Annotated in this window: 27 protein-coding genes; 12 read left to right on the top strand and 15 right to left on the bottom strand. The window is 63.1% G+C overall.

Translation table 11 applies throughout. The annotated features are described in order from the left end of the window. Positions 1 to 220: 220 nt before the first annotated feature. Entirely contained in the window at positions 221 to 1,336 is a 1,116-nt protein-coding gene (locus tag OKW29_RS41280) for an AI-2E family transporter (RefSeq protein ID WP_429295024.1), read from the bottom strand. A gap of 272 nt (positions 1,337 to 1,608) precedes the next feature. On the opposite strand from OKW29_RS41280, the gene OKW29_RS41275 reads away from it, so the two are divergent. The 4 genes from OKW29_RS41275 (at position 1,609) to OKW29_RS41260 (ending at position 5,508) form a co-directional block, all read left to right on the top strand. After that, positions 1,609 to 2,823 carry a DUF2863 family protein gene (locus OKW29_RS41275; RefSeq protein WP_429294903.1) on the top strand — a complete coding sequence of 405 codons (1,215 nt, stop codon included), beginning with the start codon at positions 1,609 to 1,611 and terminating at the stop codon, positions 2,821 to 2,823. A 213-nt stretch (positions 2,824 to 3,036) separates the two neighbouring features. Continuing rightward, a complete protein-coding gene (locus OKW29_RS41270; RefSeq protein ID WP_429294902.1) occupies positions 3,037 to 3,918 on the top strand; it encodes a LuxR C-terminal-related transcriptional regulator in 882 nt (293 codons plus the stop codon). 120 nt (positions 3,919 to 4,038) lie between these two features. Then, positions 4,039 to 4,713, top strand: a complete 675-nt coding sequence (locus OKW29_RS41265) for an energy-coupling factor ABC transporter permease (protein ID WP_184028785.1) — start codon at positions 4,039 to 4,041, stop codon at positions 4,711 to 4,713. 174 nt (positions 4,714 to 4,887) lie between these two features. Beyond that, positions 4,888 to 5,508 (top strand): BspC domain-containing protein, encoded by a 621-nt coding sequence (locus OKW29_RS41260; RefSeq protein ID WP_429294901.1) that lies wholly within the window; start codon positions 4,888 to 4,890, stop codon positions 5,506 to 5,508. Positions 5,509 to 5,619: 111 nt separating this feature from the next. On the opposite strand, the gene OKW29_RS41255 is transcribed toward OKW29_RS41260, so the two are convergent. Continuing rightward, complete coding sequence (locus tag OKW29_RS41255; protein ID WP_429294900.1) at positions 5,620 to 6,786, bottom strand: M14 family metallopeptidase; 1,167 nt, start codon at positions 6,784 to 6,786, stop codon at positions 5,620 to 5,622. A 51-nt stretch (positions 6,787 to 6,837) separates the two neighbouring features. Then, positions 6,838 to 7,620, bottom strand: a complete 783-nt coding sequence (gene yaaA, locus OKW29_RS41250) for a peroxide stress protein YaaA (protein WP_184072133.1) — start codon at positions 7,618 to 7,620, stop codon at positions 6,838 to 6,840. A gap of 57 nt (positions 7,621 to 7,677) precedes the next feature. Between yaaA and OKW29_RS41245 the strand changes: the two genes are divergently transcribed. Next, complete coding sequence (locus tag OKW29_RS41245; RefSeq protein ID WP_429294899.1) at positions 7,678 to 8,184, top strand: putative toxin-antitoxin system toxin component, PIN family; 507 nt, start codon at positions 7,678 to 7,680, stop codon at positions 8,182 to 8,184. Positions 8,185 to 8,370: 186 nt separating this feature from the next. Next, positions 8,371 to 9,543 carry a pyridoxal phosphate-dependent aminotransferase gene (locus OKW29_RS41240; protein WP_184072131.1) on the top strand — a complete coding sequence of 391 codons (1,173 nt, stop codon included), beginning with the start codon at positions 8,371 to 8,373 and terminating at the stop codon, positions 9,541 to 9,543. 109 nt (positions 9,544 to 9,652) lie between these two features. Here the strand turns inward: OKW29_RS41240 and OKW29_RS41235 are convergent, their stop codons facing one another. After that, a complete protein-coding gene (locus tag OKW29_RS41235) occupies positions 9,653 to 10,300 on the bottom strand; it encodes a glutathione S-transferase family protein (protein ID WP_429294898.1) in 648 nt (215 codons plus the stop codon). A 109-nt stretch (positions 10,301 to 10,409) separates the two neighbouring features. On the opposite strand from OKW29_RS41235, the gene OKW29_RS41230 reads away from it, so the two are divergent. The 6 genes from OKW29_RS41230 (at position 10,410) to OKW29_RS41205 (ending at position 16,780) form a co-directional block, all read left to right on the top strand. After that, positions 10,410 to 11,984 carry a 3-hydroxyacyl-CoA dehydrogenase gene (locus tag OKW29_RS41230; protein WP_429294897.1) on the top strand — a complete coding sequence of 525 codons (1,575 nt, stop codon included), beginning with the start codon at positions 10,410 to 10,412 and terminating at the stop codon, positions 11,982 to 11,984. Next, entirely contained in the window at positions 11,981 to 12,769 is a 789-nt protein-coding gene (locus OKW29_RS41225) for an oxepin-CoA hydrolase, alternative type (RefSeq protein ID WP_090803799.1), read from the top strand. Before OKW29_RS41230 ends, OKW29_RS41225 begins: the two co-directional genes overlap by 4 nt. Positions 12,770 to 12,790: 21 nt before the next feature. Further along, the gene (locus OKW29_RS41220; protein WP_429294896.1) at positions 12,791 to 13,507 is read left to right on the top strand and encodes a histidine phosphatase family protein; all 717 of its coding nucleotides are present in this window, start codon (positions 12,791 to 12,793) and stop codon (positions 13,505 to 13,507) included. 20 nt (positions 13,508 to 13,527) lie between these two features. Continuing rightward, a complete protein-coding gene (locus tag OKW29_RS41215) occupies positions 13,528 to 14,634 on the top strand; it encodes a phosphotransferase (protein WP_429294895.1) in 1,107 nt (368 codons plus the stop codon). 57 nt (positions 14,635 to 14,691) lie between these two features. Then, positions 14,692 to 15,951: an acyl-CoA dehydrogenase family protein gene (locus OKW29_RS41210; protein WP_429294894.1), complete on the top strand. Its 1,260-nt coding sequence runs from the start codon at positions 14,692 to 14,694 to the stop codon at positions 15,949 to 15,951. Positions 15,952 to 16,078: 127 nt separating this feature from the next. Then, complete coding sequence (locus OKW29_RS41205; RefSeq protein WP_429294893.1) at positions 16,079 to 16,780, top strand: glutathione binding-like protein; 702 nt, start codon at positions 16,079 to 16,081, stop codon at positions 16,778 to 16,780. A gap of 98 nt (positions 16,781 to 16,878) precedes the next feature. On the opposite strand, the gene OKW29_RS41200 is transcribed toward OKW29_RS41205, so the two are convergent. From OKW29_RS41200 to OKW29_RS41150, 11 genes are all read right to left on the bottom strand, one after another. Then, complete coding sequence (locus OKW29_RS41200) at positions 16,879 to 17,355, bottom strand: MaoC family dehydratase (protein ID WP_184072126.1); 477 nt, start codon at positions 17,353 to 17,355, stop codon at positions 16,879 to 16,881. Continuing rightward, positions 17,352 to 17,810 (bottom strand): MaoC family dehydratase, encoded by a 459-nt coding sequence (locus OKW29_RS41195; RefSeq protein ID WP_090803790.1) that lies wholly within the window; start codon positions 17,808 to 17,810, stop codon positions 17,352 to 17,354. Before OKW29_RS41195 ends, OKW29_RS41200 begins: the two co-directional genes overlap by 4 nt. Before the next feature lie 33 nt (positions 17,811 to 17,843). Then, positions 17,844 to 18,971 carry an acyl-CoA dehydrogenase family protein gene (locus tag OKW29_RS41190; protein ID WP_429294892.1) on the bottom strand — a complete coding sequence of 376 codons (1,128 nt, stop codon included), beginning with the start codon at positions 18,969 to 18,971 and terminating at the stop codon, positions 17,844 to 17,846. Positions 18,972 to 18,981: 10 nt separating this feature from the next. Continuing rightward, positions 18,982 to 20,178, bottom strand: a complete 1,197-nt coding sequence (locus tag OKW29_RS41185; RefSeq protein ID WP_429294891.1) for an acyl-CoA dehydrogenase family protein — start codon at positions 20,176 to 20,178, stop codon at positions 18,982 to 18,984. Between the two features lie 48 nt (positions 20,179 to 20,226). Further along, positions 20,227 to 20,652 (bottom strand): DUF1178 family protein, encoded by a 426-nt coding sequence (locus tag OKW29_RS41180; protein ID WP_429294890.1) that lies wholly within the window; start codon positions 20,650 to 20,652, stop codon positions 20,227 to 20,229. A gap of 215 nt (positions 20,653 to 20,867) precedes the next feature. After that, positions 20,868 to 21,392 (bottom strand): helix-turn-helix transcriptional regulator, encoded by a 525-nt coding sequence (locus OKW29_RS41175; RefSeq protein WP_184028637.1) that lies wholly within the window; start codon positions 21,390 to 21,392, stop codon positions 20,868 to 20,870. 74 nt (positions 21,393 to 21,466) lie between these two features. Continuing rightward, positions 21,467 to 21,712, bottom strand: a complete 246-nt coding sequence (locus OKW29_RS41170) for a hypothetical protein (RefSeq protein WP_090805657.1) — start codon at positions 21,710 to 21,712, stop codon at positions 21,467 to 21,469. Between the two features lie 305 nt (positions 21,713 to 22,017). Then, the gene (locus OKW29_RS41165) at positions 22,018 to 22,608 is read right to left on the bottom strand and encodes an NUDIX domain-containing protein (protein WP_090803782.1); all 591 of its coding nucleotides are present in this window, start codon (positions 22,606 to 22,608) and stop codon (positions 22,018 to 22,020) included. A 45-nt stretch (positions 22,609 to 22,653) separates the two neighbouring features. Next, entirely contained in the window at positions 22,654 to 22,950 is a 297-nt protein-coding gene (locus OKW29_RS41160) for a DUF2818 family protein (protein WP_018420024.1), read from the bottom strand. Beyond that, positions 22,950 to 24,422, bottom strand: coding sequence for an NADH-quinone oxidoreductase subunit NuoN (gene nuoN, locus OKW29_RS41155; protein WP_184028613.1), 1,473 nt, complete (start codon positions 24,420 to 24,422; stop codon positions 22,950 to 22,952). Before nuoN ends, OKW29_RS41160 begins: the two co-directional genes overlap by 1 nt. Positions 24,423 to 24,446: 24 nt before the next feature. Next, positions 24,447 to 25,937: an NADH-quinone oxidoreductase subunit M gene (locus OKW29_RS41150; protein WP_090803779.1), complete on the bottom strand. Its 1,491-nt coding sequence runs from the start codon at positions 25,935 to 25,937 to the stop codon at positions 24,447 to 24,449. Between the last annotated feature and the right edge of the window lie 3 nt (positions 25,938 to 25,940).

Here is a 25,940-nt window from a genome sequence, read left to right as displayed (position 1 = left end):
GCTTCGTTTGCGTCGCTGCGTCTGCAGCAGAGAAGCGAAATTATGGAGAACTTCCGTCGGATCGTCAACAGGTTTTTATCACTCGCTTAACCTGCCCACACCGCTGAAGCCCACGCCATCAAAGGCTTCCCGCTTCTCCGCACCCCGGCGTCCGGAGCACGAAAGAGCGGAATTCTAGTCGCCGACATCGGGACTTGCAAGCGAAATCCTGGGGTTTTCCTTAGGGGATCTTTCCCATACGGCCCGGATCGTCTATCGATGGGGTTTTCACTTCGGGCGCCAGCGTCTGGGCGGCGGATGCGCCGATCGTCCAATCATGCAGCACGGTATAGGCGACCGCCAGCAACGTCGGGCCGATGAAAACACCAAGAAAACCAAACGCAAACGCGCCGCCGAGGATGCCGAGCATCACCAGAATCAACGGCATGTCACTGTTTTTGCCAATCAGGATCGGCTTGATGACGTTGTCGGCCATGCCGACTACCAGCAGGCCCCATATGACCACAAAAATCGCCCATCCAGTCGACCCGCCCTGATACAGCCAGATCGCTGCCGGCAACCAGACAATGACCGGACCGCCCGGCACCACCGACAGAAAAAACGTCACGAGCCCGAGCAACGCCGGCGCCGGTACGCTCGCCATCCAGAAACCGAATCCCGCGAGAACCGCCTGTACGAGGGCCGTACCAAGAATCCCGTAGACCACCCCCTTCACCGTGCTGCCCGCCAGCGCCAGCAGATACTCGGCGCGCTCACCGGCTACTCGACGCATGCCGGCTTTCAGCCAGGCGGCCGCCCCCTCGCCACCGGTATAAAAGAAGAACGCGAGCACGATGCTCAACGCCAGCAGCCCCAGCCCATGCGTCACCGCAAGCGCCGCCGCCAGAATCCACTTCCCAGCCGGAGCGGCGAGCGTGCGCAATTGCGCGATCAACTCGGAATTGCTGCTGGTCAAGCGCTCCCAAAAGGCCCCGATGCTCGAACCAACCAGCGGGATCCGCTGCACCCACGGCGGCAGATCGGGCAACCCCGACTCGAAAAGTCTTTGCACCAGCGCAACGATGTCGTGAACATGCGCGCCGAACGCGAAACCCGCATAGACGAACGGCCCGAGCACCACGACCAGAATAATCAGCACGATCAAGGTCGCGGCCAGCTTGCGCCGCCCGCCGACCACGCCAGTGAGTCGCCGGTAGAGTCCCCAGGAACTGTAGCTGAGGATGGCGCCCCACAGCAGCGCGGTCGTAAATGGCGCCAGCACCAGCAACGACCCACCCACGAGCACAATCAATGCGAATACCGCGGCAAGTCGCTCGATCAGTTGGTCAGATTTCACGATGAATCTCCTAATGCGCCAGACCGTGGCAATGACATGACACACGCCCGTCAGGCGCCCGCTGAACGCCGTCAGTATAGAAGCGAGTTGGGCGTCCGGGGTGTCTTATACCATCCCGCCAGGGTGTTGCGAGTCGCTTGCGACTGTGCCCGTGGCGACCGCATTTTTTGAGATGAAAGCGCCCAAATTGCCCGGAGATTGCTGGCCAATCCATATAGCTGCCTGGAAAAGACTACAATATAAGGTTCCGTGCCCCCAATTTTTCTGGATTTATGCGCTCGCGAATCACCAAACGTCTCCCTCCCGACGCCGACAAGCTCGTCGGTCTCTCGCTCGCGCTTTTCGCGTCGGGCAGCCGTACCGAAGATCGCTTCTGGGAAGCGAAGCTCGACGCGCTGCTGGCCAAAGTCGTGCGCAACGCCAACCAGACTACGCTGGACGCCGCGCTCGACCATCTGCAGCAAAACCATCCGGATGCCTACGGCGCGCTGGCCGACATGGCGGAAACGCACAGCGAATCGTTCGTGATCGAACATGAAGGCGTGTCTTATGAAGCGCTGCTGATCGCCGCGCCTGTGCTCGCCTGGACCCGCTACGTGATTCCGTCCGGCCCGCTCAAGTCCGACGCCGCCGACGCCCTGCGCGCGCACCTGCAAGCGCACGTGCTCGCCGCCAACACGCGCGTGGCAATGGCTCCGTTCCTGTTCAGCATCGACCAGTTGCCGCGCCATCACGTCGAAACGTGGCGCATCGCCCAGCAACTTGCGCAAGCCGCGGTCAGCGGCGGCAACGCGAAGCTCAATTTCGGCGAACTGCCGGAGACCTCGCCGATTCTGGCGGACCCGCGCTTTTTGCTCGCCGTAGTCGCCGCTCCCGTCGGCGACGCGACGTTCCGCTGGCAGGAAGAAGAGCACGGCACTCGCATCGAGCGCGGCCAATGTCTCGAGCAATGGGCCACCCAAGGCGGCGCGAATCTGTCGGTTGTGCTGCCGGGCTGCGAATTCGAATGTCTGCTGCCGGATGCGTACTACTCGGCGTGCCGCGACGCCGATGAAAGTGTGCGTCCGCACACCGTGCGTACCGCCGTGCGTTATCTTTTCGACACTATTGGCGCGGCGCCGCAGGATCTGCGCGCGGTGGTCGCCGGCTTCGGCGAACGGCGCATCGACGAGTACCGCGTCGGCTTCACGCGCAAGGGCAGCAACGACGTGATCTACGGTGTCGTGTGGCCACTCTACGGCCGCGAAAACGGCGAGGCGGGCATCGACGAGGAGCCGGAGGAAATCACCGACTCGGACGAACCGCTCGAGGAAATCGTCGCGCTGCTCAAGGAAACCGGCATCACGGATGTGCGCCGCCACGCGGGCCGCTTCGAGCCGGAATATTGCGACGACTGCGGCGTGCCGCTGTATGCGGACCCGCTCGGCGAAATCGTCCACGCGGAAATGCCCGAAGACGCCGAGCCCGCGCAACCCCATTTCCATTGACACCGAAGTCGACATCCCTGCCCTATCGCAAAAAGGCCCCGTATATACGGGGCTTTTTTGTTGATTGTCCGCATTTCTTATGCCTTTTGGACAGCCGTCAAAACGAAGGGAATTTGTCATCATAGGCACCGTGACGCATCGCCGTGATCGAGTCAGCTCCACGAGTCCCACAGATGCGTCGCGCCATTTCGCCCGATACATCTGGAGACATGCATGCGCTTCGCGATTCTCAATTCAAACGCAGAACGACGTGATGGACTCAAGTCCTTGCTGCGGCAGATCGACCGGCTGGCACGCTTCACAGAAGCCGATGAATGGCGTCTGCTCGAACGTCCGTTCAAGCGTTATCGGCCTGATCTCGTCGTGATCGACTGGGAGGACTGGATGTCGGTTGCGCAGGTGCGTGCGTTGCTCAGCCACTTTCCGGACCTGCGCATCAGCGTGCTCACCGACGGGACTTTGCCCGCGCTCGTGCGCGCGCTGATGGACGAAGGTGTGCTCGGCGTTGTTCCACGCGACACCGATCCCTGCCTGATCGTGCGCGCATTGGAAATGGTGCTGCTCGGCGGTCACTACGTGCCGCCCGGCGCGCTGGCGATCGATCCGCCGCTGCCGACCGACACCGCGATCCGTACGTTCGACGAAGAAAGTCCGCCGCCCCGCCGCAACAAACTCTCGGGCGGGCTGTCACCGCGGCAGGAGCAGATCATGCGCTGCGTGCACATGGGCAGCACCAACAAGATGATCGCGCGCACGCTCGGCATTAGCGAAGGTACGGTCAAGATCCACCTGACGAGCATATTCCAGCAACTTGGTGCGCCCAATCGCGCCGCGGCGGTCGCGCTTTACAACGGATGGCTCACGAATCATTTGCAAGTGCTGCGCAACAACGGCGAGCACAGCGCGCGGCCGGTCATCCGCGGGCAGCCTGGCCCAGTTCCGCTCCGGCGCCGCACACGTGCGCGCTTCCAGTATCCGTTGCCGGGCAGCGACACCAGCAGCGCGCTACCGATGGCCGCGGAGCCCGCCACGTCGTACAGTGAGGCCCCTCCCGGCCGGCCCGCGCGGAAGTCGGTCGGGCCGGGTTCCGCATGACGCGGGGCTCGGGGCACGCCGCGCGCATGGGTTGGAACGCCCGCATGCGCGCAGCGTCGAGGGTAGGCTGGCATGGAATCCGCTCACACCTTTTGTCGTCCAACGAGTAATATGAGACACATGGGTTTCCTCTACACACCGCTTCCGTTTTGGGTCGCTGTCGGTGGCTGGATTGCCACTGCGATGGTGATCGCGCTCGCGCTGTGGAAAAAACCTTTCAAAAGACTTCAGGACGGCACGCTCCAGCATGTCTGGCTCGCGATAATCGTCGCGGTGTCGGTGCTGTGGTCGAGCAACGCCTGGCTCGACGACGGCACCGTGATGCACCTGCTCGGCGCCACGCTCGTCGTCACGCTGTTCGACTGGGGGCTCGCCCTGATCGCGATGGCGGTGGTCGCGGGGCTGGCCGCCGTCGTCTTCGATGCGCCGTGGCAGGGCATCGCGCTGACGTTCCTCGTGTACGGAGCCCTGCCCGTCGCCATCTCGACCTTGCTCCAGCGCATCTGCACCGCGTGGCTACCGCGCAATCTTTTCATGTTCATCTTCGGCCAGGGCTTCGTTTCGCCCGCCATTGCCGTGTCGTTGACGGCCGCGGCAGCGCTCGGCATCCATATCGTCGTGTCCGGCGGTTCGATGACCGTGGTGCCGATCGGCTACGCGCTCAGCGTGCTGCTGCTCGCCACCGGCGAAGCATGGTTCACTGGCATGGCGACCGCGCTGATCGCGGTCTACCGTCCCGCATGGGTGACCACCTACGACGTGCGGCGCTATCGTCTGGGCGGCCCGCGCACCTGAGAATGCGCGCTTTGACGTCGCGTGCGGCGCATCTGTGATAATCAGCGCCTCATCACTGGAGACTTTCCGGGCGCCCCCATCAGGACAAGGCAGAATATTTGCAGCAACATTGAACTCAACCCTTGCGCGCGGCATCTTATTTGCCTCATCTCCCATTTGCGTCTAAAGAACTAGATGGATCGCACCAATGTACCGAGCCGGTTGCTGCGGGTGATCGGCCGGTTGGCAGCCTGCGCAGCGAGTCTCTCGCTCATCTGCGCGGCTCCCGCATTCGCTGATCAGCTCGAACAGCACAACGACCTCGTCAAAAGATTTATCACCGAAATGCATGCGGATCCGCTCGTCGCGGACTGCGCCGCGCATGGCGACTTCGTCGCGAGCACGTCGACCGCTTTCGACCACGTCGAATTCCCGTCCAGTTCGTTCGACAGTGCGCACTCGTCGGTCACGCCATGGAACGACTCGTTCGACGAAGGCAAGCAGCGCGTCAAGGTGGACAGCATCGTCACCGTCGAGGGCGTCGGCGTGCGCCAGGACAACTCGGGCGAGCCGGCCGATCTGAAATTCCGCTGCGGCTACGTCGGCTCGCAGATGCTCGCATTCAGCTGGAACGATCCGGTACCGCCAAACCGCGCGCATAGCGCGGGATCGGGCCAGCACAAAGGCGGCAAAGGCAAGCACGCGGTCGGCGGCAAGACGTCGAAGAAGTCGTCGAAGACAGGCTCGGGCCAATCGTCGCGCACGACGTCGAGCAAATCGGCAAACAAGAACTCGAAGAAGAAGAAGAGCCAATGACATCTGGCGCTGATCGAGCCGCGCCACCGTCCGATCAGTCGCCCCAATAAAAAACGAGGCACGCACTTTTGCCGTGCGTGCCTCGTTTTTTGTGTCCATCCGTCCGCTTCTTCAGGCGAACGTCTCCACGTGTCGCAGGATCGCTTGCAACATTGCGGCGCCAAGCGATGCGCTGCGCTCGCCGTTCCAGCCGACCCGCTCGTCGGGCAGATTTGCGTTGTCCTTGAACGGCATTTCCAACGTCAACGACAGACAGCCGAATTCGTTGCCGATGTACTTCGACGCGAGCTTCAACGCATCCTCGCGATACTTGCTCGCCGCATAGCCATACTTGTCCTGAAAATCCGGACTCGCGTGCTTGAACGCCTCGATGAACGCCGTCTGCTCGCGGCCCTGCCGCTCGGTGAAGCCCGGCAACATTTCGGAGCCCGCGACGAACACATACGGCAATGCCTCGTCGCCATGAATATCGAAGAACAGGTCGCAGCCTATCGCATGAATCGCGTCGCGCACCACCAGCACCTCGGGACTGCGCGCGGCATCCGGCTCCATCCATTCGCGATTCAGGTTCGCGCCGGCCGCGTTGGTGCGCAGATTGCCGCGCACGCTGCCGTCCGGATTCATGTTCGGCACGATGTGAAACACCGCATGATCGTAGAGCTTGCGCGCGACCGGGTCGCCCGCCCAATCGCCCCAACCGACGAGGCGCTTCACGAACCCCTCGATGAACCATTCCGCCATCGTCTCGCCCGGATGCTGCCGGGCAATCAGCCAGATGTTCTTTTTGGGCACGGCGTTGGCGGCATCGTTGGCGGGCGGCGTGCCGAGCGTGAGCAGCGAAATCGGCCGGCCTTCGACCGTCTTGCCGAGTTCGGTCAGCGACGCGTGCGGCATCTGCTGTACGGCGCCGAGAAACTCCGCATGACGCTCCTCGCTGTACGGTTCGAAGTACGCGTAGTAGATGCTGTCGAAATCGGGCGTATGGTCGATCGTCAGCACGCGGCCGTCGTACGACGTCGGCACGCGAAACCAGTTCACGCGGTCGTAGCTCGCGACCGCCCGATAGTCGCGCCAGCCCTCCGCGAACGCGCACGCGGCGGCGTTCTCGAAGGTCATCACGCAGCGCTCGCCCGCCGCGCCCGACAGGCGGAAATAGAACCACTGCGCAAACTCGGCGTGGCTGTCGGGCCGTACGCGCAGGCGAATATTGCCGGCGTCCTCGCAGGACAACACATCAACTGCGCCCGCGTCGAAATTGCTCGTAATCGATAACGTCATCGGAGTCTTCCCTGCCTGAATTCACGCTGCCTTTTTAGCGCAGCGGCACGCTTATTCCGCAACGCGGCGGCGAAATACGAAAGTGGAGTCGTTCGAGGCTTCGGCACAGAACGCGTAGCCTTCGGTCTCGAAGTCCTTCAACTGCTCGGGACGATCGAGGCGATTTTCCACCGCGAAGCGCGCCATCAAGCCGCGCGCGCGTTTTGCATGGAAGCTGATGATTTTGTAGCGGCCGCCCTTCCAGTCTTCGAATACCGGCGTGACGACCGGCGCGTCGAGCAGCTTCGGCTTGACCGACTTGAAGTATTCGCCCGATGCGCAATTGACCAGCACGCGCGAGGTGGCCGCATTCTTCTTCAACTGCGCGTTCAACGCGTGCGTGATCCGCTCGCCCCAGAACGCGTACAGATCCTTGCCGCGCGGGTTGACGAAACGCGTGCCCATTTCGAGCCGGTACGGCTGCAGCAGATCGAGCGGACGCAGCAGGCCGTAGAGGCCCGACAGCACCCGCACGTGATTCTGCGCATAGTCGAGATCGGCCGACGACAACGTCTTCGCATCGAAACCTTCGTACACGTCGCCGTTGAAAGCGAGCACCGCCTGCTTGGCGTTGTGCGTGCCGAATTGCGGCGACCAGTCCGCGTAACGCTGAAAATTGAGGTGCGCGAGCTGATCGGAAATGCTCATCAGCGAAGCGATCTGTTGCGGCGACAAACGGCGCAGGCCGCTGATCAGTTCGGCGGCGTCATCGACGAAATCGGGGATCGTGTGCTTTTTGACGTGCGGCGGGGTGTCGTAGTCGAGCGATTTCGCCGGCGACAGAACGATTATCATAGAGGCTTGCAGGCACGCCGTGCCTGGCGGTCAAAGACGAAAGCCCGATTGTAACGAATGCCCGGTTCCCTCGCCTCAAGCGGCGCGTTGCGCGTCGTACTCGATTCCAATGTCTGGATCGACATACTCGTATTCGACGACCCTCACACGCGGCCGATCGCCGCCGCGCTCGAAAGCGGCGCGCTCGCCGCGCTGATCGACGCGCGCTGCCTCGCCGAGCTCGCCTACGTGCTCGACTATCCGCAGTTCGCGCACCGCAATGTCGACAAAGCCGCTGCGCTCGCGGTCGTCGCGCGGCTGGCGCAACTGGTCGAGCCATGTGAGCCGACCGAGTCCGCCGCCGACGCGCGGCCGCTGCCCCAATGCAAGGATCGCGACGATCAGAAGTTTCTCGAGCTTGCGCATGCGGCGCAGGCCGACTGGCTCGTGTCGAAAGACCGTGCGGTGCTGAAGCTCGCGAAACGGATCGCGCGCGACTTCGGCTTCAGGATCGCGCAACCGGCACCGTTCGTCGCGGAAATCGGCATCGCGCAGAATGCTGGGGGCGAGCCCGTCAACGCGTGAATCCGACCGTCCGTGTGGCGCGTTGAGCCGAGCGCATGTTGAAGGTTCATCGTCAGGCGGCTTCTGACGATCAACGTGACACCCGCGGCGCGCACAGCGTGTCGCGATTCCCTACAATCAGGCTTCGCCCTTCGCAACGACAGTTCGAGAACCGGCCCACCTTATCGCCCTGCTACCCACGACGCCATGAACGCACCGCACGACACGCCCACGAGCCCCACGTTTCCGTCTCGCCTGCCGAACGTCGGCACGACGATTTTCACCGTGATGAGCGCGCTCGCCGCGGAAAAAGGCGCGGTGAATCTGGGTCAGGGCTTTCCCGACTTCGCCTGCGATCCGCGCATCGTCGACGCGGTCGCGAACGCGATGCGCGACGGTCACAACCAGTATCCGCCGATGGCCGGTGTGCTGCCGCTGCGTCAGGCGATTTCGGACAAGATCGCGAATCTGTACGGCCGCCACTACGACGCCAATAGCGAAATCACCGTGACCGCGGGCGCCACACAGGCGTTGCTGACCGCGATTCTCTGCACTGTCCATCCCGGCGACGAAGTGATCGTGATCGAACCGACCTACGACAGCTATCTGCCGTCGATCGAACTCGCGGGCGGCAAGCCGGTTTTCGTCACGCTCGACGCACCCGACTACGCGATCCCGTTCGACAAGCTCGCCGCCGCGATCACGCCGAAGACGCGGCTCATCATGATCAACACGCCGCACAATCCGACCGGCACCGTGTGGCGCGAACAGGACATGCGCAAGCTCGAGGAGATCGTGCGCGGCACCAACGTGCTGATCCTGTCCGACGAGGTGTACGAGCACATGGTCTACGACGGCGCGCCGCATGAAAGCGTCGCGCGTTATCCGGAACTCGCGCAGCGCAGCTTCGTCGTGTCGAGCTTCGGCAAGACCTACCACGTGACGGGCTGGAAAGTCGGCTATGTGGCCGCGCCCGCCGCGCTGAGCGCCGAGTTCCGCAAGGTGCACCAGTTCAACGTGTTCACCGTCAACACACCGATGCAGATCGGCCTCGCCGATTACATGAAGGACCCGGCGCCGTACGTGGAGCTACCGGCGTTCTATCAGCGCAAGCGCGATTTCTTCCACGCGGGCCTCGCGAATTCGCGCTTCAGGCTGCTGCCGTGCACGGGCACGTATTTTCAGTGCGTCGACTATTCGGCGATCAGCGACCTGCCCGAAGCCGAATTCGCGCAATGGCTGACCGGCGAAATCGGCGTCGCGGCGATTCCGGTCTCGGCGTTCTATCACGAGGCGCACGAGTCGGGCGTGGTGCGCTTCTGCTTCGCCAAGCAGGAAGGCACGCTCGCTACCGCGCTCGAACGGCTCGCGCGGCTCTAGGATGCCTTGCGCGATGCCACGAACGAACCCACGTTACTTGCCATCGCGCTGCGCGGCACGGGTGTGCGCTTCGCACCCATGCGCGCTTCATGGCACTGCGCTCATCCCCTCAGGACACACGCGACGCCGCGACACAGGCCTTGCGATCCTCCGTCACGCGCTGCGCAGCCGGCCGCGGGTTGATCGTCTTCACGTAGCGCTTCCAGTCGATCCCCGCTTCGAGCAGAAAATCGCGGCCGTAAATGGTCTGTGTCGCCATACCGACGAGCGGCAGGCTCACGTAGCCGGCGGTATCCGCCACGCTGAATTGCTCGCCGCACAGATACGGCGAGAACTTCGCGATCCGTTTGAAACCGGCGATGTGATGCGTGAGCAGCTTCTCGACGCGCCCTTTCGTCGCGTCGCTGACCGTGCCGCCGAAAAACGCTTCCTTGTACAGATTGCGCACTGTCAGCTCGAGATGTACATCGACGAAAAAGATCATTTCGCGTTCCTTGGCGGCCTGCCACGGATCGGCGCAGAAGATCCGCTTGTCGGGAAAACGCGCAGCCAGATATTCGACGATGCACTGCGACTCGCAGAGGTCGCCGTGCTCGGTCTGCAGATATGGCACCTTGCCGAGCGGCGAATGCTCGAGCAGCGCTTCTTCCTGACTCGGCTTCACGAACTGCTCCTCGAACTCGATGCCATGTTCGAGCAGCACGAACTTGACCTTGTTGTAGTAGTTGGACAGCGCAAAACCGCACAGCTTGATCATGGGGTGTCTCCTTGTGTCATGGTGTGTGAGACCGCGCGTCGAGGTTGAAGCAGCGGCTTTCCATCGAATCATCCAAGAAATTGCACGATCGTGCCATTCCAAAATAACCATGGAGTCGGGCATCACAATGAACTCTCGCAATTTCAGCATCGAGACCATCGGCATTGTCGGCACCGGCGCGATGGGCCGCGGTATCGCGCAAATCGCGGCGCTCGCTGGCCTGCGCGTGCGGCTCTACGACACCAACGCGGCCGCCGTCGGCGCCGCGCGCGACTATCTCGCGGAGACTTTCGCCAAATTGACGGCCAAAGGCAAGCTGGAGCAGTCGCGCTCGCTCGCCGCGCTCGCCAACGTGAGCGGCGTGCAGGCGATCAGCGAGCTGGTCGGCTGCGATCTCGTCATCGAGGCGATCGTCGAAAAGCTCGAGGTGAAGCAGGCGCTGTTTCGCGAGCTCGAAACCGTGGTCAGCGGCCGCTGCATCCTCGCGTCGAATACGTCGTCGCTGTCGATCACCGCGATAGCCGCGGGCTGCACCGTTCCGTCGCGCGTGGTCGGCTATCACTTCTTCAATCCGGTGCCACTGATGAAGGTCGTCGAAGTGATCGACGGCCTGCGCAGCGACCCCGAAGCCGGCGACGCGCTGATGGAACTCGCGCGCCGCATGGGCCACACGCCGGTGCGCGCGAAGGACATGCCGGGCTTCATCGTCAATCACGGGGGCCGCGGCATGAATACCGAGGGCTTGCGCGTGGCGGGCGAAGGCGTCGCGAGCTTTGCGGACATCGACCGCATCATGCGCGAGCAGGCCGGCTTTCGCCTCGGGCCGTTCGAGCTGCTGGACTTGACTGCGCTCGACGTGTCGCATCCGGTGATGGAGTCGATCTATCACCAGTTCTACGAAGAACCGCGTTACACACCGTCGCCGATCACGGGCACGCGGCTATCGGGCGGACTGCTCGGCCGCAAGAGCGGCGAAGGTTTCTATCGCTACGTGGACGGTAAGCAGCAGGTTGCCGCCGAAGCGCCCGCGCCGACCACGCTGCCGCAAAGCGTGTGGGTCAGCCAACGCTACCGCGACGCGTATGAGGCAGTCGTGCAACTGGTCGGCAAAGCGGGCGTAAAGCTCGACGAAGGCGCGACGCCCGCCGCCGGTTCGCTGATCGTCGTCACGCCGTTCGGCCACGACGCGACCACGGCCGCGGTCGACGAAGCGCTCGACGCGAGCCGCGTCGTCGCCGTCGACGCACTGTTCCCGCTCGTCGGCGCGCAACGCCGCACGCTGATGACCACGCCGGCCACGACACGCGCCGCGCGCGATAGCGCGCATGCGCTGTTCGCCGCCGACGGCATCCCCGTCACCGTGATCCGCGATTCGACCGGCTTCGTCGCGCAGCGGGTGGTCGCGACGATCGTCAACATCGGCTGCGACATCGCGCAGAAGCAGATCGCGACGCCGGAGGACATCGACCTCGCCGTCATGCTCGGCCTCGGCTATCCGCGCGGACCGCTCGCGCTCGGCGACGCGCTCGGCGCCACCACCATTCTCGCGATCCTGCGCAACATGCACAGCGTGCTCGGCGAACCGCGCTATCGTCCGTCGCCATGGCTCGCAAGACGCGCGCAACTCGGCCTCGCGCTCACGCAACGCGACGCCGCCGACATCCCAACGGAGACCCAATCATGAGCGCCGCCCTGCTCGCTTCACGCCCGGCCAGCAGCGAATCCACGCTGGTCCTCACGCTGTCGAACCCCGGCGCGCGCAACGCGCTGCATCCGGACATGTACGCCGCGGGCATCGAGGCATTCGATACCGTCGAGCGCGATCCGTCGATTCGCGCCGTCGTGATCACCGGCGCCGATAACTTCTTTTGCGCAGGCGGCAACCTGAACCGCCTGCTCGAAAATCGCGCGAAAGATCCCTCCGTGCAAGCCGATAGCATCGACATGCTCGCTCAATGGATTTCGGCACTGCGGCTATCGTCGAAGCCGGTCATTGCCGCGGTGGAAGGCGCGGCGGCCGGCGCCGGATTTTCGCTCGCGCTCGCCTGCGATCTGATCGTCGCCGCGGACAACGCCAAATTCGCGATGTCGTACGCACGCGTCGGCCTGACGCCCGACGGCGGCGGCTCGTGGTTTCTCGCCGAGGCGCTGCCGCGCCAGCTGGCCACCGAGGTACTGATCGAAGCCAAGCCGATCGGCGCCGCGCGTCTGCACGAACTCGGCGTCGTCAACCGGCTCACCAAAGCCGGCACCGCGCTCGATAACGCGCTCGCGTGGGCCGACGAGCTCGGCGCGATTTCGCCCAATTCGGTCGCGCGCATCAAGGGGCTGATCGCCGCGGCCGGTACGCAGCCGCTCGCGGATCATCTGGTCGCCGAGCGCGATAACTTCGTCGCGTCGCTGCATCATCGCGACGGTCTCGAAGGCATCACCGCGTTCCTCGAAAAACGCGCCCCCATCTACAAATAATCGACGAGAGAGCCGCCCGACATGCCCGACTACCAACTGCCGAAACGGCGCCGCATCTTCCTGATGCGTCACGGCGACGTCACCTACTTCGACGACACCGGCCGCGCGATCGATCCCGAAACCGTGCCGCTGAACGCGAACGGCCGCGAGCAGGCGAGCGCGGCGGGCCGCGTGTTCGCCGAACAGCAGGTGCGCTTCGACCGCGTGATCGTCAGCGGCTTGCCCCGCACGATCGAAACCGCGCGGCGCGTGCTTGCCGAAACGGGTCAGCAGATCGAGCCCGAAATCGAGCCCGCGTGGCAAGAAATTCGCGGCGGACGGCTCGGCGGCATTCCGCCGAGCGATATCGAGGCCGCGTTTCTCGGCGTGTTCGACGGCATCGTGCCGGAGAGCATGCGCTTTCTCGACGGCGAAACGATCGGCGAGCTGTTCGATCGCGTTCTGCCGGCCGTCACGGCGCTGCGCGAAGACACGTCGTGGGACACCGCGTTGCTGGTGCTGCACGGCGGCGTCAATCGCGCGATCCTGTCGCACGCGCTGACGGCCGGCGGCCGCACGTTCTTCGGTCATCTGGCGCAGGCGACCGGCTGCATCAATGCGCTCGACGTCGGCGCCGCGCCGCGCGACTGGGTGCTGCGCATGCTCAACTATTCACCGCCGTCGCCGTTGCATCGCGACGTTCGCAACACCACGATGGAAATGCTCTACGCACAATTCATCCGATACCAGCGTAGCTGACACCGAACTGGAGGAGACACATGGCGCAAGCCACGCAGACCGGCGAACCCGCACGCAGACAGGACTACTCGGCTTTCGAGGGCACCCGCCCGGTCAACGAGCGGCAACGCTTCGACAACGACGCGCTCGCCGCGTGGCTGGCCGGACATGTCGACGGATTCGAGGGGCCGCTCACGCTCGAGCAATTCGCGGGCGGACAATCCAATCCCACGTTCAAGCTGATCACGCCGTCGCGCGCGTACGTGATGCGCGCGAAGCCCGGACCCGCGGCGAAGCTGCTGCCGTCCGCGCATGCGATCGAACGCGAATATCGCGTGATGCACGCGCTAGCCGACACCGACGTGCCGGTCGCACACATGCTCGCGCTGTGCGAGGACGAAAACGTGATCGGTCGCGCGTTCTACGTGATGGAGTTCGTGGAAGGTCGCGTGCTGTGGGATCAATCGCTGCCCGGCATGACGCCCACCGAGCGCGCGGCGATCTACGACGAAATGAATCGCGTGATCGCGGCGTTGCACAGTGTCGACGCCGCCACCGCCGGCCTCGCCGACTACGGTAAGCCAGGCAATTACTTCGCGCGCCAGATTGGCCGCTGGAGCAAGCAGTATCTGGCGTCCGAGACCGAGCCGATCGACGCGATGCACCGGCTGATCGAATGGCTGCCGCAGCATATGCCGGCCGAAACGAACGAGCGCGTGTCGGTCGTGCATGGCGACTACCGGCTCGACAATCTGATTTTCGATCGCAACGAGCCGCGCGTGCTCGCGGTGCTCGACTGGGAACTGTCGACGCTCGGCGATCCGCTCGCCGACTTTGCTTACCACTGCATGGCGTGGCATGTCGACCCCACGCAGTTCCGCGGCATCGCGGGACTCGATTGGGCCGCGCTCGGCATTCCCGATGAAGCGCGGTACGTCGAGCGCTATTGCCAACGCACCGGTTTCGAGATTCGTGGCGACTGGAATTTCTATCTGGCCTACAACATGTTCCGCATCGCAGCGATCCTGCAAGGGATCATGAAGCGCGTCGTCGACGGTACCGCATCGAACGCACAGGCGCTCGACGCCGGCCGGCGCGCGAAGCCGATGGCCGAACTCGCCTGGCACTATGCGCAGAAGGTTCTCTAGACACAAGGGCGCGCCCTGCTCCCCATCATTCGCAGTCCGTTACCCGCGAGGTCCAAGATGAATTTCGATTACACCCCGAAGGTCCAGGCGTTGCGCGGAAAGCTGCTCGCCTTTTTCGACGAGCACATTTACCCGAACGAACAGGCGTTCTATGCGGAGATCGCGCGCAACCGCCAGAACGGCAACGCATGGGTGCCGACCGAACTGGTCGAGCAACTCAAGCAGAAGGCGCGCGACGCCGGTCTGTGGAATCTGTTCCTGCCGCAATCGGAGCGCGGCGCGGGCCTGACGAATCTCGAATACGCGCCGCTGTGCGAGATCATGGGCCGTGTGCCGTGGGCGCCGGAAGTGTTCAACTGCAACGCGCCGGACACCGGCAACATGGAGACGATCGAGCGCTACGGCAGCGAAGAGAACAAGCGCGAGTGGCTCGAACCGCTGCTGCAAGGGCAGATCCGTTCGGCGTTTCTGATGACGGAGCCAGAGGTCGCGTCGTCGGATGCGACGAACATCCAGACCAGCATCGTGCGCGATGGCGACCATTACGTGATCAACGGTCACAAGTGGTGGTCGTCGGGCGCGGGCGATCCGCGCTGCAAGGTCTATATCGTGATGGGCAAGACCGATCCCGACGCGCCGCGCCATCAGCAGCAGTCGATGATCCTCGTGCCCGCCGACGCCACCGGCATCACCGTGCATCGCCCGCTCACGGTGTTCGGTTACGACGACGCGCCGCACGGCCACATGGAGATCACACTCGACAACGTGCGCGTGCCCGCTACCAGCATGCTGCTCGGCGAAGGCCGCGGCTTCGAGATCGCGCAAGGCCGTCTCGGCCCGGGACGCATCCACCACTGCATGCGCCTGATCGGTCTCGCCGAACGCGCGCTCGAATTGATGGCGAAGCGCTCGCTGCAGCGTGTCGCGTTCGGCAAGCCGGTGGCGTCGCAAGGGGTCACGCAGGAGCGTCTTGCCGAGGCGCGCTGCATGATCGAGCAGGCGCGTCTGCTCACGCTGAAGACCGCGTACATGATGGATACCGTCGGCAACAAGGGTGCGCGCGGCGAGATCGCGATGATCAAGGTGGTCGCGCCGAACATGGCGTGTCAGGTGATCGACTGGGCGATTCAGGCTCATGGCGGCGGCGGCGTCAGCGACGATTTTCCGCTCGCGTATGCCTATGCGTCGGCGCGCACGCTGCGTTTCGCCGACGGCCCCGACGAAGTGCATCGCAACGCGATCGCCAAGCTCGAACTTGCGCGTCATATGGGTGCGGGCGCGGCGGCTCGCGTTGAGATGCCGGTCACACGCGTTTGAGTGCTTCGGCTCGGTGTGAGCGTGGGGACTGAGCCCGCGGCAAGCAGCGTCGCGCGATCTATGCTCTAATTTTCGGCAACGGCGGCGCCCTCTTTGCGGCGCCGCTTCGACGAACAAAGGAGCCAGGATGATCGACGTCTATAGCTGGGCGACCCCGAACGGCCACAAGATTCATATCATGCTCGAGGAAACGGGCCTACCCTACAACGTGCATGCCGTGAACATCGGTGCCGGCGACCAGTTCAAGCCGGAATTTCTCGCCATCAGTCCCAACAACAAGATTCCCGCGATCGTCGATTCCGAAGGTCCGAAAGGCGCCGACGGCCGGCCCTTCGCGCTATTCGAATCGGGCGCGATCCTGATTTATCTGGCCGAGAAAACCGGCAAGTTTCTACCGAGCGATCCGGCCGCGCGCTACGCGGCACTGCAATGGCTGATGTTCCAGATGGGCGGCCTCGGTCCGATGCTGGGGCAAACGCATCACTTCCGCGTGTATGCACCCGAGCAGATCGAATACGCGGTCAATCGCTACACCAATGAGGCGCGACGTCTGTACGGCGTGATGGACACGCAACTCGGCAAGACGCGGTACCTCGCGGGCAACGACTATACGATCGCGGACATCGCCGCGTTTCCGTGGACCCGTTCGTGGAAAAATCAGGGCATCGAGCTCGATACCTTGCCGAACGTGAAGCGCTGGCATGAAGAGATCGCTGCGCGGCCGGCGGTGGTGCGCGGCGTCGACGTGCTGGCGTCGGCGCGCGCGCCGCTAATGGACGACAAGGCGAAAGAGGTGCTGTTTGGCGCGACGCAGTACGCGAAACACTAGTTTCGGCCGTCTCGCTGACGCGGCTCGACACAAACAGAAAGCGCGAGCGGCATGCCTGCCGGCTCGCGCTTTTTCATTTCGTCTGCGAAGGGAAAACGCTAGAAGTAATGCCGCGTGATGAACTCCGCGACGCACACCGGTCGTTCGCTGCCCTGACACTCCAGCGTCACGTTCCACGCGAGTTGCACGCCGCTGTTGTCGACGTCGGTCACCGACTCGACGGCGAACTTCCCGCGCAGCGACGACCCCACGAGTACCGGCGACATGAAACGCACGCGGTTCAAGCCATAGTTGACACCCATGCGCTGCTCGATCTTCACCGTTTTGCCGAGCAAAGCCGGAATCAGCGACAGCGTCAAAAACCCATGCGCGACCGGGCCGCCAAACGGCGATTCGCGTTTGGCCCGCTCGGGATCGATGTGAATCCACTGATGATCGCCGGTTGCCTCGGCGAAACGGTCGACCCTCTCCTGATCGACGCTCAGCCACTCGCTGACGAGCGGCTCGGCGCCGATGAGCGCGCGCAAAGCACCCGCATTGTCGAAAGCGACCAGCGTCGCCGCGCTCGCCGTCATGCCGCCGCTCCCGGATTGCGCAGGCCGAACATGCCGTTCGAGCGCACGGTGATCACCGTTTCGCCGTGCTGATTGATGCCCTCCCAGCGTGTCGACACGATGCCGCGATCCGGCTTGCTCTGCGACACGCGCTTGTCGACGATGACGTTCATCATCGTGATCGTGTCGCCGACTCGTACCGGCTTGAGCCAGCGGATCTCGTCGATCCCGGGCGAACCCATCGATGTCGAATCCGCCAGTACCTTGCGCACGAGCATGCCCATCATTACCGAGCAGGTGTGCCAACCACTCGCGACGAGGCCGCGGAACGGCGATTCGGCCGCGGCGGCTTCGTCGAGATGAAACGGCTGCGGATCGAACTTCTGCGCGAACTCGACAATCTCCTCGCGCGTGAACATGTGCTTGCCGATTTCGCGGCTCGAGCCCACTTCCATGTCTTCGAAACTGATTTTCATCGTGCACCTCCTTTGTCCGGTGGAACGGCCCGATCAGTCTTCGGCGACCGCAAATCCGGGCAGCGTGGCAAACCGCGCGAGATGATGATCGACGTCGCCGAGCGTGGTCTCGATGATCGCGAGGCGCTTGAACAGATGCGCGGCCGCCACTTCGTTCGTGACACCCATGCCGCCGTGCAACTGCACCGCCTGTTGACCAACGAAACGCGCGGCCTGGCCGACCCGAACTTTTGCCGCCGAGATCGCTCGACGGCGCTCGTTCGCGTCTTCACTCGCGTAGCGCATCGCAGCCAGATACGTGATCGAGCGCGCCTGCTCCGCGTGGATCAGCATCTCGACCATGCGATGCTGCAACGCCTGGAAACGCGCGATCGGCTGGCCGAACTGCTGGCGCGTTTTGGTGTACTCGACGGTGGCGTGATTGAGCGCGTCGAGCGCGCCGAGCGCTTCCGCGCACAGCAGCAGCGTGCCGTAGTCGGCGATCTGCTCGAGGGTTGCCGCCCCCGCGTGTTCGCTGGCGAGCCGGCGCGCGGGCGTGCCATTGAATTCGAGCGTCGCGGCGCGTTGACCGTCGATCGTGCGGTACTCGGTGAGCGTGACGCCGGCCGCGTCACGCGCGACGACAAAGAGTGCGATCTCGCCATCGAGGCGCGCCGGCACGATCCAGTGGTCCGCCTGCGCGCCGTGCAGCACGACCGATTTGGTGCCGCTCAGCGTGTGCTGCGCACCCTGCCCGCTCGCGGTCGTCGCGACGTCGAACAGATCGTAGCGCGCATGCGGCTCGTGAAACGCCACGGCCAGCCTCGCTTCGCCCTGGGCCGCCCGTTCGAGCAGGGCGGCATCTTCGCCGTCGCCGGTGCCGGCAAGGCGCAGCGCTTCGATGCCGACCGCGGTCGCCCAAAACGGCTCGACGACGAGCGCGCGGCCGAGCTCCTGCATGACCACGAGCATGTCGATCGGACCACCGTTGAAGCCGCCCTGCGTTTCGGGCACCGGCAACGCGGTCAGCCCCAGTTCGGTGAACGCGGCCCAGTGCACAGCCGATACGCCCGCCTCCGAGCGCACGATCTGCTGGCGCGCTTCGAAGCCGTAGCTCCTGTCGAGATAGCGGCGCAGCGCATCGGCAAATTGCTGTTGTTCGTCGTTGAAAGTGAAGTCCATGCGCCGCTCCTCAAAGTCCGAGAATCATCTGCGCGATGATGTTCTTTTGAATTTCGTTCGAGCCGCCGTAAATCGACGTCTTGCGGAAGTTGAAGTAGTACGCGGCAAGCGGCGCGGCATCGTCGTCGCCGGCAAGACTGTGCTCGCGTTCGCCTTCGAGGAACGGCACGTCGAACGGCGCGGCCAGCGGGCCGATTGCTTCGAACATCAGCTCGGTGAGCCCCTGTTGCACTTCCGTGCCCTTGATCTTCAGCATCGACGCTTCCGGGCCCGGGCCGCGACCGCCCGCCTCGTTGGCTACCACCCGTTGCACGGTGACTTCCAGCGCCATCAACTCGATTTCGAGACTCGCTACCTTCGCCGCAAACACCGGATCGTGCAGCAGCGGCTTGCCGTTCTTTTTCTGATTCAGCGCGACACGCTTCAGAAACGCCAGCTCACGCTTCGACGCTCCGACTCGCGCAATGCCGGTACGCTCGTGGCCGAGCAGATATTTCGCATACGTCCAGCCGCGATTTTCTTCGCCGACGAGACTGTCGACCGGCACTTTGACGTCCTCGAAGAACACCTCGTTGACTTCGTGATCTTCGTCGAGCGTGATGATGGGCCGCACCGTGATGCCCGGGGTTTTCATATCGATCAGCAGGAACGAGATGCCCTCCTGCTTTTTGGCGCCGCTGTCGGTGCGCACGAGGCAGAACATCATGTCGGCGTGCTGGCCGAGCGTGGTCCAGGTCTTCTGGCCGTTGACCACGTATTGATCACCGACGCGCTCCGCGCGGGTGCGCAGCGACGCAAGGTCGGAACCCGATCCCGGTTCCGAGTAGCCCTGACACCACCAGTCCGTGCCGTCGAGAATACGCGGCAGATAGTGGCGCTTCTGCGCCTCGTTACCGTACTTCATCAGCACCGGCGCAACCATCGACACACCGAAAGGCAGCACGGAAGGTGCGCCGATACGCGCGCACTCTTCTTCCCAGATATGTCGTTGCGTCGCGTCCCAGCCGGGGCCGCCGTATTCGCGCGGCCACGCGACTGCCGACCAGCCTCGCGTGCCGAGCAGCCTGTGCCAGCTTGCGAAGTCTTCGCGGGAAAGCCGTTTGTGATTGAGAACCTTGTCGCTCAGCTCGCGAGGCAGATTCGCTTCGAGCCAGGCGCGGATGTCGGCGCGGAACGCGTCTTCAGCGGGGGAATAGTCCAGATTCATGCGTAGTGTCTCCTGGCCGCCACCGCCCGACCGCCTGGAGCCACCGCGCTATTGCAGTGGTTCCTTCAGCACAGCTGGGACCGGCAGCGGCATCACTTCGATGCCTTCCTCGACCAAGGCACGCGCATCCTCCGGTGTCGTGACACCGCGAATACTGCGCACAGGCGCTTCGTTGTAGTGAATGCGCCGTGCTTCCTCGGCGAAGCGGTCGCCCACGTTCTCCGTCTTCTCCAGTACCTCGCGCAGCGCGCGCATCAGGTGCGCCTGCATTTGCTCCACGCCCGCCGGCGCCTTGGAGTCGGTCGCGCCCGACAGATTCAGACGCGGTGCCGAAGGCAAACGGCTCACCTCGTTCGCACCGCAGATCGGACATTCGACGAGCTTGCGGGACTGCTGCGACTCGAAGTCATCGGTCGAAGCGAACCAGCCTTCGAACCGATGGCCATGCGGACACTGTAAATCGAGGACCTTCATGTGGAATCAGGGCTTGCGTGCCAGTTTAGCGCAAAATGGAAATTTGTGAACGATCGTTCGCAAAGCTTTAGAGCCGACGCGCAACCGCCAGCAGCCGCAAGGGAATATGACGCGGGTGGGCGATTTTAACGCTTTACGGCATATGCTGCCGAAGGCGGCCCGGCTAGAAGCGGTGCCACATCTGCTCCGCTCTACGGCCCGCTTGCGGCGCACTGCTACGCCACGAGATTGCTCAGTTGACGGCTCACACGCGGTTCAATCTGACGGGCCTCCTTCGTCAAATTGATCTGCTTCGCGAGTTTTGCGACATCCGCCACACCGATCTCAATCTCGTACCCGCCGCGCGCGGTCAGCCATTCGAGCACGTCCGCCAGATGCCACACCGACGCACTGCCTTCGTGGACCGGCGACGGGAAGTCGATTGCGTTGTTCAGCATCAGCTTGCGCATGTTTTGCCGCGACACGCCGGCCACCTCGGCCACGTCGGTCAGCCCTACGAAGTCAGGTCCCGCCTCGATCAGTTGCGCGGACGGCACCGCACCTTTCACGTCCTTGAGCGCGCTGGTGACAGCCGCGAGCGCGCTCGCGCCTTCACGGGTGAAAAGCAGCCCGAGGCGGCCGGGTTGCCCGACGCCAATCGTGGCGTCGTCGCACCCCGCTTCGCCCAACCGCTCGACGATTGCGTCTGCATCGCATTCTTCCGCGGCGAGGCGGTATTTCAACGTGAACACATATTCCATACGTTACTCCTGTCTTCGTTGAGCCCAGGTTGTTGCGATTCCTGCTTGATACCTGCGTGATACCTACGAACCCACTAGCGCCGTGCCGTGCAGTTGCCGACGATGCGCCGCAAGTGCCTGGCGTGATTGCCGGCATTCTTCGGCGTACTCCAGACGCTCGATATACAGAACTCCCCGCAACGACATTCGGCGTCTCTGTACGGGCAATGGATTTTTCCCCACGCATGACCTCTTCCGCCGTCCTGAACGCGCCAGCCGTGCTGCTCCGCGTATGCCAATGCGGCCTCGATCTCTTTCTTCATGTGCCTTGCTCGAACCATCGAGACCTCCAATTTAGTCGCTCCGGCACAGGTTGTCAATTGACAACCTGTGCCGGAGCAGAAATGAGATCACTGCGGTCTTTAACTTCAGTCATCCAAAACAAAATCGACGACGAATTCGGTGATCGAGAGGTTCATATTAGCCGGCCGCCGGCGCCACGACGAGCCAGCCAGATGGCATAGGAGACGGCTTATTTTTCGAGCCAGAAAGAAACCGCGAAGCCAATGAAAAGCCCCTGCCGGTCATCGACCAACAGGGGCTCCGTTCACCTGCAACGCGGATCAGCTATCGGGCAGACGCGAACTTATACCGTTTCGGGCGCCTCGGTCGGCCACGTACCCGACAGCACTTTCTCGAGCCAGAAGGTACCAATGATCGTCTTCACATCGGTGATCTTGCCCGTGCGCACCCACTCGGATACCTGCTCCACGGTCGCGGTGAAAAGTTCGAGAAACTCGCCTTCATCGAGGTTGCGCTCACCCGCGGTCAAGCCCCGCGCGAGATAGATATCAATGAATTCGGTCGAGTAAGAAATGATTGGGTGAATCCGAGTCAGGTACACGTACTCGCGCGCGGTATAGCCGGTTTCCTCGCGCAGTTCCCGGACCGCGCAGGCCAGCGCGCCCTCGTTCGGGTCGAGCTTGCCGGCCGGATATTCGACCATCACCTTGCCCATCGGATAGCGATACTGACTTTCGAGCAGCACGCGAGCGTCGTCGAACAAGGGGATCACCATGACGGCGCCCGGATGCTGAACGTATTCGCGCGTTGCCTGTTTGCCGTCGGGCAGTCGGACCGTATCGTACTTGACCGTCATGAACGGTCCTTGATGGACCGTCTTGCTGTCGATACAAGTCTCGGTTAGCGCGGCGTCGTGATTGGGAAGCTCAGCCATGTGCGGACCTCAGAACAGCCAGGCGCGCGCGACGGCGAGACGCCGTCAGCGGCGTTTGACGAGATATTGGAAGGTAAAGCCGGGAAAAGCGAACACGACGAACAGCGCGAACGTGATCGCGTAGAACTGCCAGCCCTGCTCGAAGCGATTTCCCGCGCGCGCTTCGAGCAAAAAGCCCAGCGCGCCGACCACGAAATACAGCACGATCAATTCGGCAATCCGGAGCCAGGCGCTTTTCTTCGCCGCTTTCAACGGCACCGCGGCGAAGAGGCGCTGATTCAGGAACGGCAGGTTGGCACCAACCAGCGCCAACAGCACGATAAACCAGCCCGCAGCGGACATCAGAGCAGCAGCGTGTGCTGGATCGCCTGCAAGCAGGCGCGCAACAGCGGATCCGGCACGATACCGAGCACCAGCACGGCGACGCCGTTCAACGCGAGTAACGCGCGCGTGCTCGTGTCCGCCACGATCGGCGACTTGTCTTGCGGCTCGTCGAAGTACATCAGCTTGACGATACGCAGGTAGTAGAACGCGCCGAACAGCGACGTGATCACGGCGAGCACGGTGAGCCAGGTCAGGCCGGCGTTCATCGTCGCTTGCAGCACGGCGAGCTTCGCATAGAAGCCGACTGCCGGCGGAATACCCGCGAGCGAGAACATCATGATCATCATCACGAACGCGAATACCGCGCTGCGCTGATTGAGGCCCTTGAAGTCCTCCAGCGTGTCCGCTTCGAAGTCGCGGCGCGCGAGCAGCATGATGACGCCGAAGGTGCCGAGCGTCGTGATCAGGTAGACGATGCTGTAGAACATCGCCGAGCCGTACGCGTTCGCGGCGCCCGTGGTCTTCTGGTCGACCACGCCGGCGAGCAGGCCGAGCAGCACGAAGCCCATGTTCGAGATCGCCGAATACGCGAGCATCCGCTTGACGTTGCGCTGCACGATCCCGGTGATGTTGCCGACGATCAGCGACAGCGCCGCCAGAATCACCAGCATCTGCTGCCATTCGACCGCCAGCGGCAGCAGGCCCATCACGAGGAAACGCAGACCCCACGCGAACGCCGCGACCTTCGGGCCGCCACCGACGATGAGCGTCATCGCCGTCGGTGCGCCCTGGTACACGTCAGGCACCCACATATGGAACGGCACCGCACCCATCTTGAACGCCACGCCCGCCACGATGAAGATGACGCCGAACAGCAGCACGGTCGGATCGTAGTGGCTCGTGCTGATCGCCTTGAACACTTCGTTCAGGTCGAGCGAGCCGGTCGCGCCATACAGCATCGAAACACCGTACAGCAGGAAGCCGGAAGCCAGCGCGCCGAGCACGTAGTACTTCATCGCCGCTTCGTTCGACGACGCCACTTCGCGACGCAGCGCGATCACCGCGTACAGCGACAGCGACATCAGTTCCAGACCGAGATACAGCGTCAGGAAGTTATTGCCCGAGATCATCACGATCTGGCCGAGCAGCGAGAACATGCCGAGCAGGAAGAAGTCGCCGCGGAACAGGCTACGGTCTTCGAGGTAGCGACGCGAATAAACGATCGTCACCGCATAGCCGAGCGACACCACTGCCTTCATCACATTGGCGAACGGATCGACCACGTACATGTGGTCGAAGAAGTAATGCACTTGAGGGTCGAACGCATTGATCGCGAACCAGATCCCGGCGACGAGCGTCGAGTAGAACGCGATGAAATACGTGGTACGGCGACCCTCCTGGCCGACGAACGTGTCGTTGAGCCACGCGATGACAATGGCGAACATCACCAGTGCGTCGGGCAACAGAGCAGTCATAGGGGCGTTTTGCATGGTCTTAAATTCCTCCGCTCGTCGTTACTGAGGCAACGGCAGCTTCGATTGGGCAACGTGGGAGAGGAGGTTTTCCACGGATACGTGCATCACATCGGTAAAGGGCTTCGGGTACAGGCCCATGAACAGCGTCAGTGCGGCGAGCACAGCCAGCATGAAAAATTCGCGACGGTCGATGTCGAGCAGGTTCTTCACGTGGTCGTTCGCGACCGCGCCGAAGTACACGCGCTTGTACATCCACAGCGTGTAGGCCGCGCCGAGAATCAGCGTGACTGCCGCGCCACTCGCGATCCAGAAGTTGTACTGGACGGAGGCCAGAATCACCATGAATTCGCCGACGAAACCGGAAGTGCCCGGCAAGCCGCAATTCGCCATCGCGAACAGCATCACGAACGCCGCGAACTTCGGCATCACGTTGACGACGCCGCCGTAATCGGCGATCTGACGCGAGTGCATGCGGTCGTACAGTACGCCGATGCACAGGAACATCGCGCCCGACACGAAACCGTGCGAGATCATCTGCACGATCGCGCCTTCCGCGCCGAGCTGATTGAAGATAAAGAAGCCGAGCGTGACAAAACCCATGTGCGCGATCGACGAATACGCGACCAGTTTCTTCATGTCGGCCTGCACCATCGCGACGAGACCGATGTAGATCACCGCGATCAGCGACAGCGTGATGACGACCGGTGCGAGGAAATGGCTCGCATCAGGCGTGATCGGCAGCGAGAAGCGCAGGAAACCGTACGCACCGAGCTTCAGCATGATCGCGGCCAGCACGACCGAGCCGCCGGTCGGCGCTTCCACGTGCGCGTCCGGCAACCACGTGTGCACCGGCCACATCGGCACCTTCACCGCGAAGGCCAGGAAAAACGCGATAAACAGTAGCACCTGCGGCGTCATCGCTATCTGCGCGTGCTGCCACGTGGCGATGTCGAACGAGCCGGTCTGGTTGTACAGATAGATCAGCGCAACCAGCATCAGCAGCGAGCCCGCCAGCGTGTACAGGAAGAACTTGAATGCCGCGTACACGCGGTTCGCCCCGCCCCACACGCCGATGATGATGTACATCGGGATCAGCGTCGCTTCGAAGAACACGTAGAACAACAGGCCGTCGGCCGCGCTGAACACGCCGACCATGATGCCCGACAGGATCAGGAAGGCCGCGAGGTACTGGCCGACGTTCTTCGTGATCACTTCCCACGCCGCGATCACGACGATCACCGTGATCAACGCGGTCAACGCAACGAACCACATCGAAATGCCGTCCACGCCGAGGTGATACGTGATGTGGAAGCGCTCGATCCAGTTCGCCTGCTCGACGAACTGCAGCTCGGCGGTGCTCGAATCGAAGCTGGTGATCAATGGCAGCGTGACGAGGAAGCTCAGAACCGAGCCGATCAGCGAAATCCAGCGCGCGGGAGCGGGGTTCTCGTCGTTGCCGATCGCGAGGACCAGCAGACCGAAAAAGATCGGCAACCAGATCGCGATGCTCAGAATCGGATAAGCGTGCATGAG

It is taken from the genome of Paraburkholderia sp. CI3 (assembly GCF_050436505.1).
In the GTDB taxonomy this organism is placed as follows: domain Bacteria; phylum Pseudomonadota; class Gammaproteobacteria; order Burkholderiales; family Burkholderiaceae; genus Paraburkholderia; species Paraburkholderia tuberum.
This window is presented reverse-complemented; position numbering and strand designations above follow the sequence as displayed.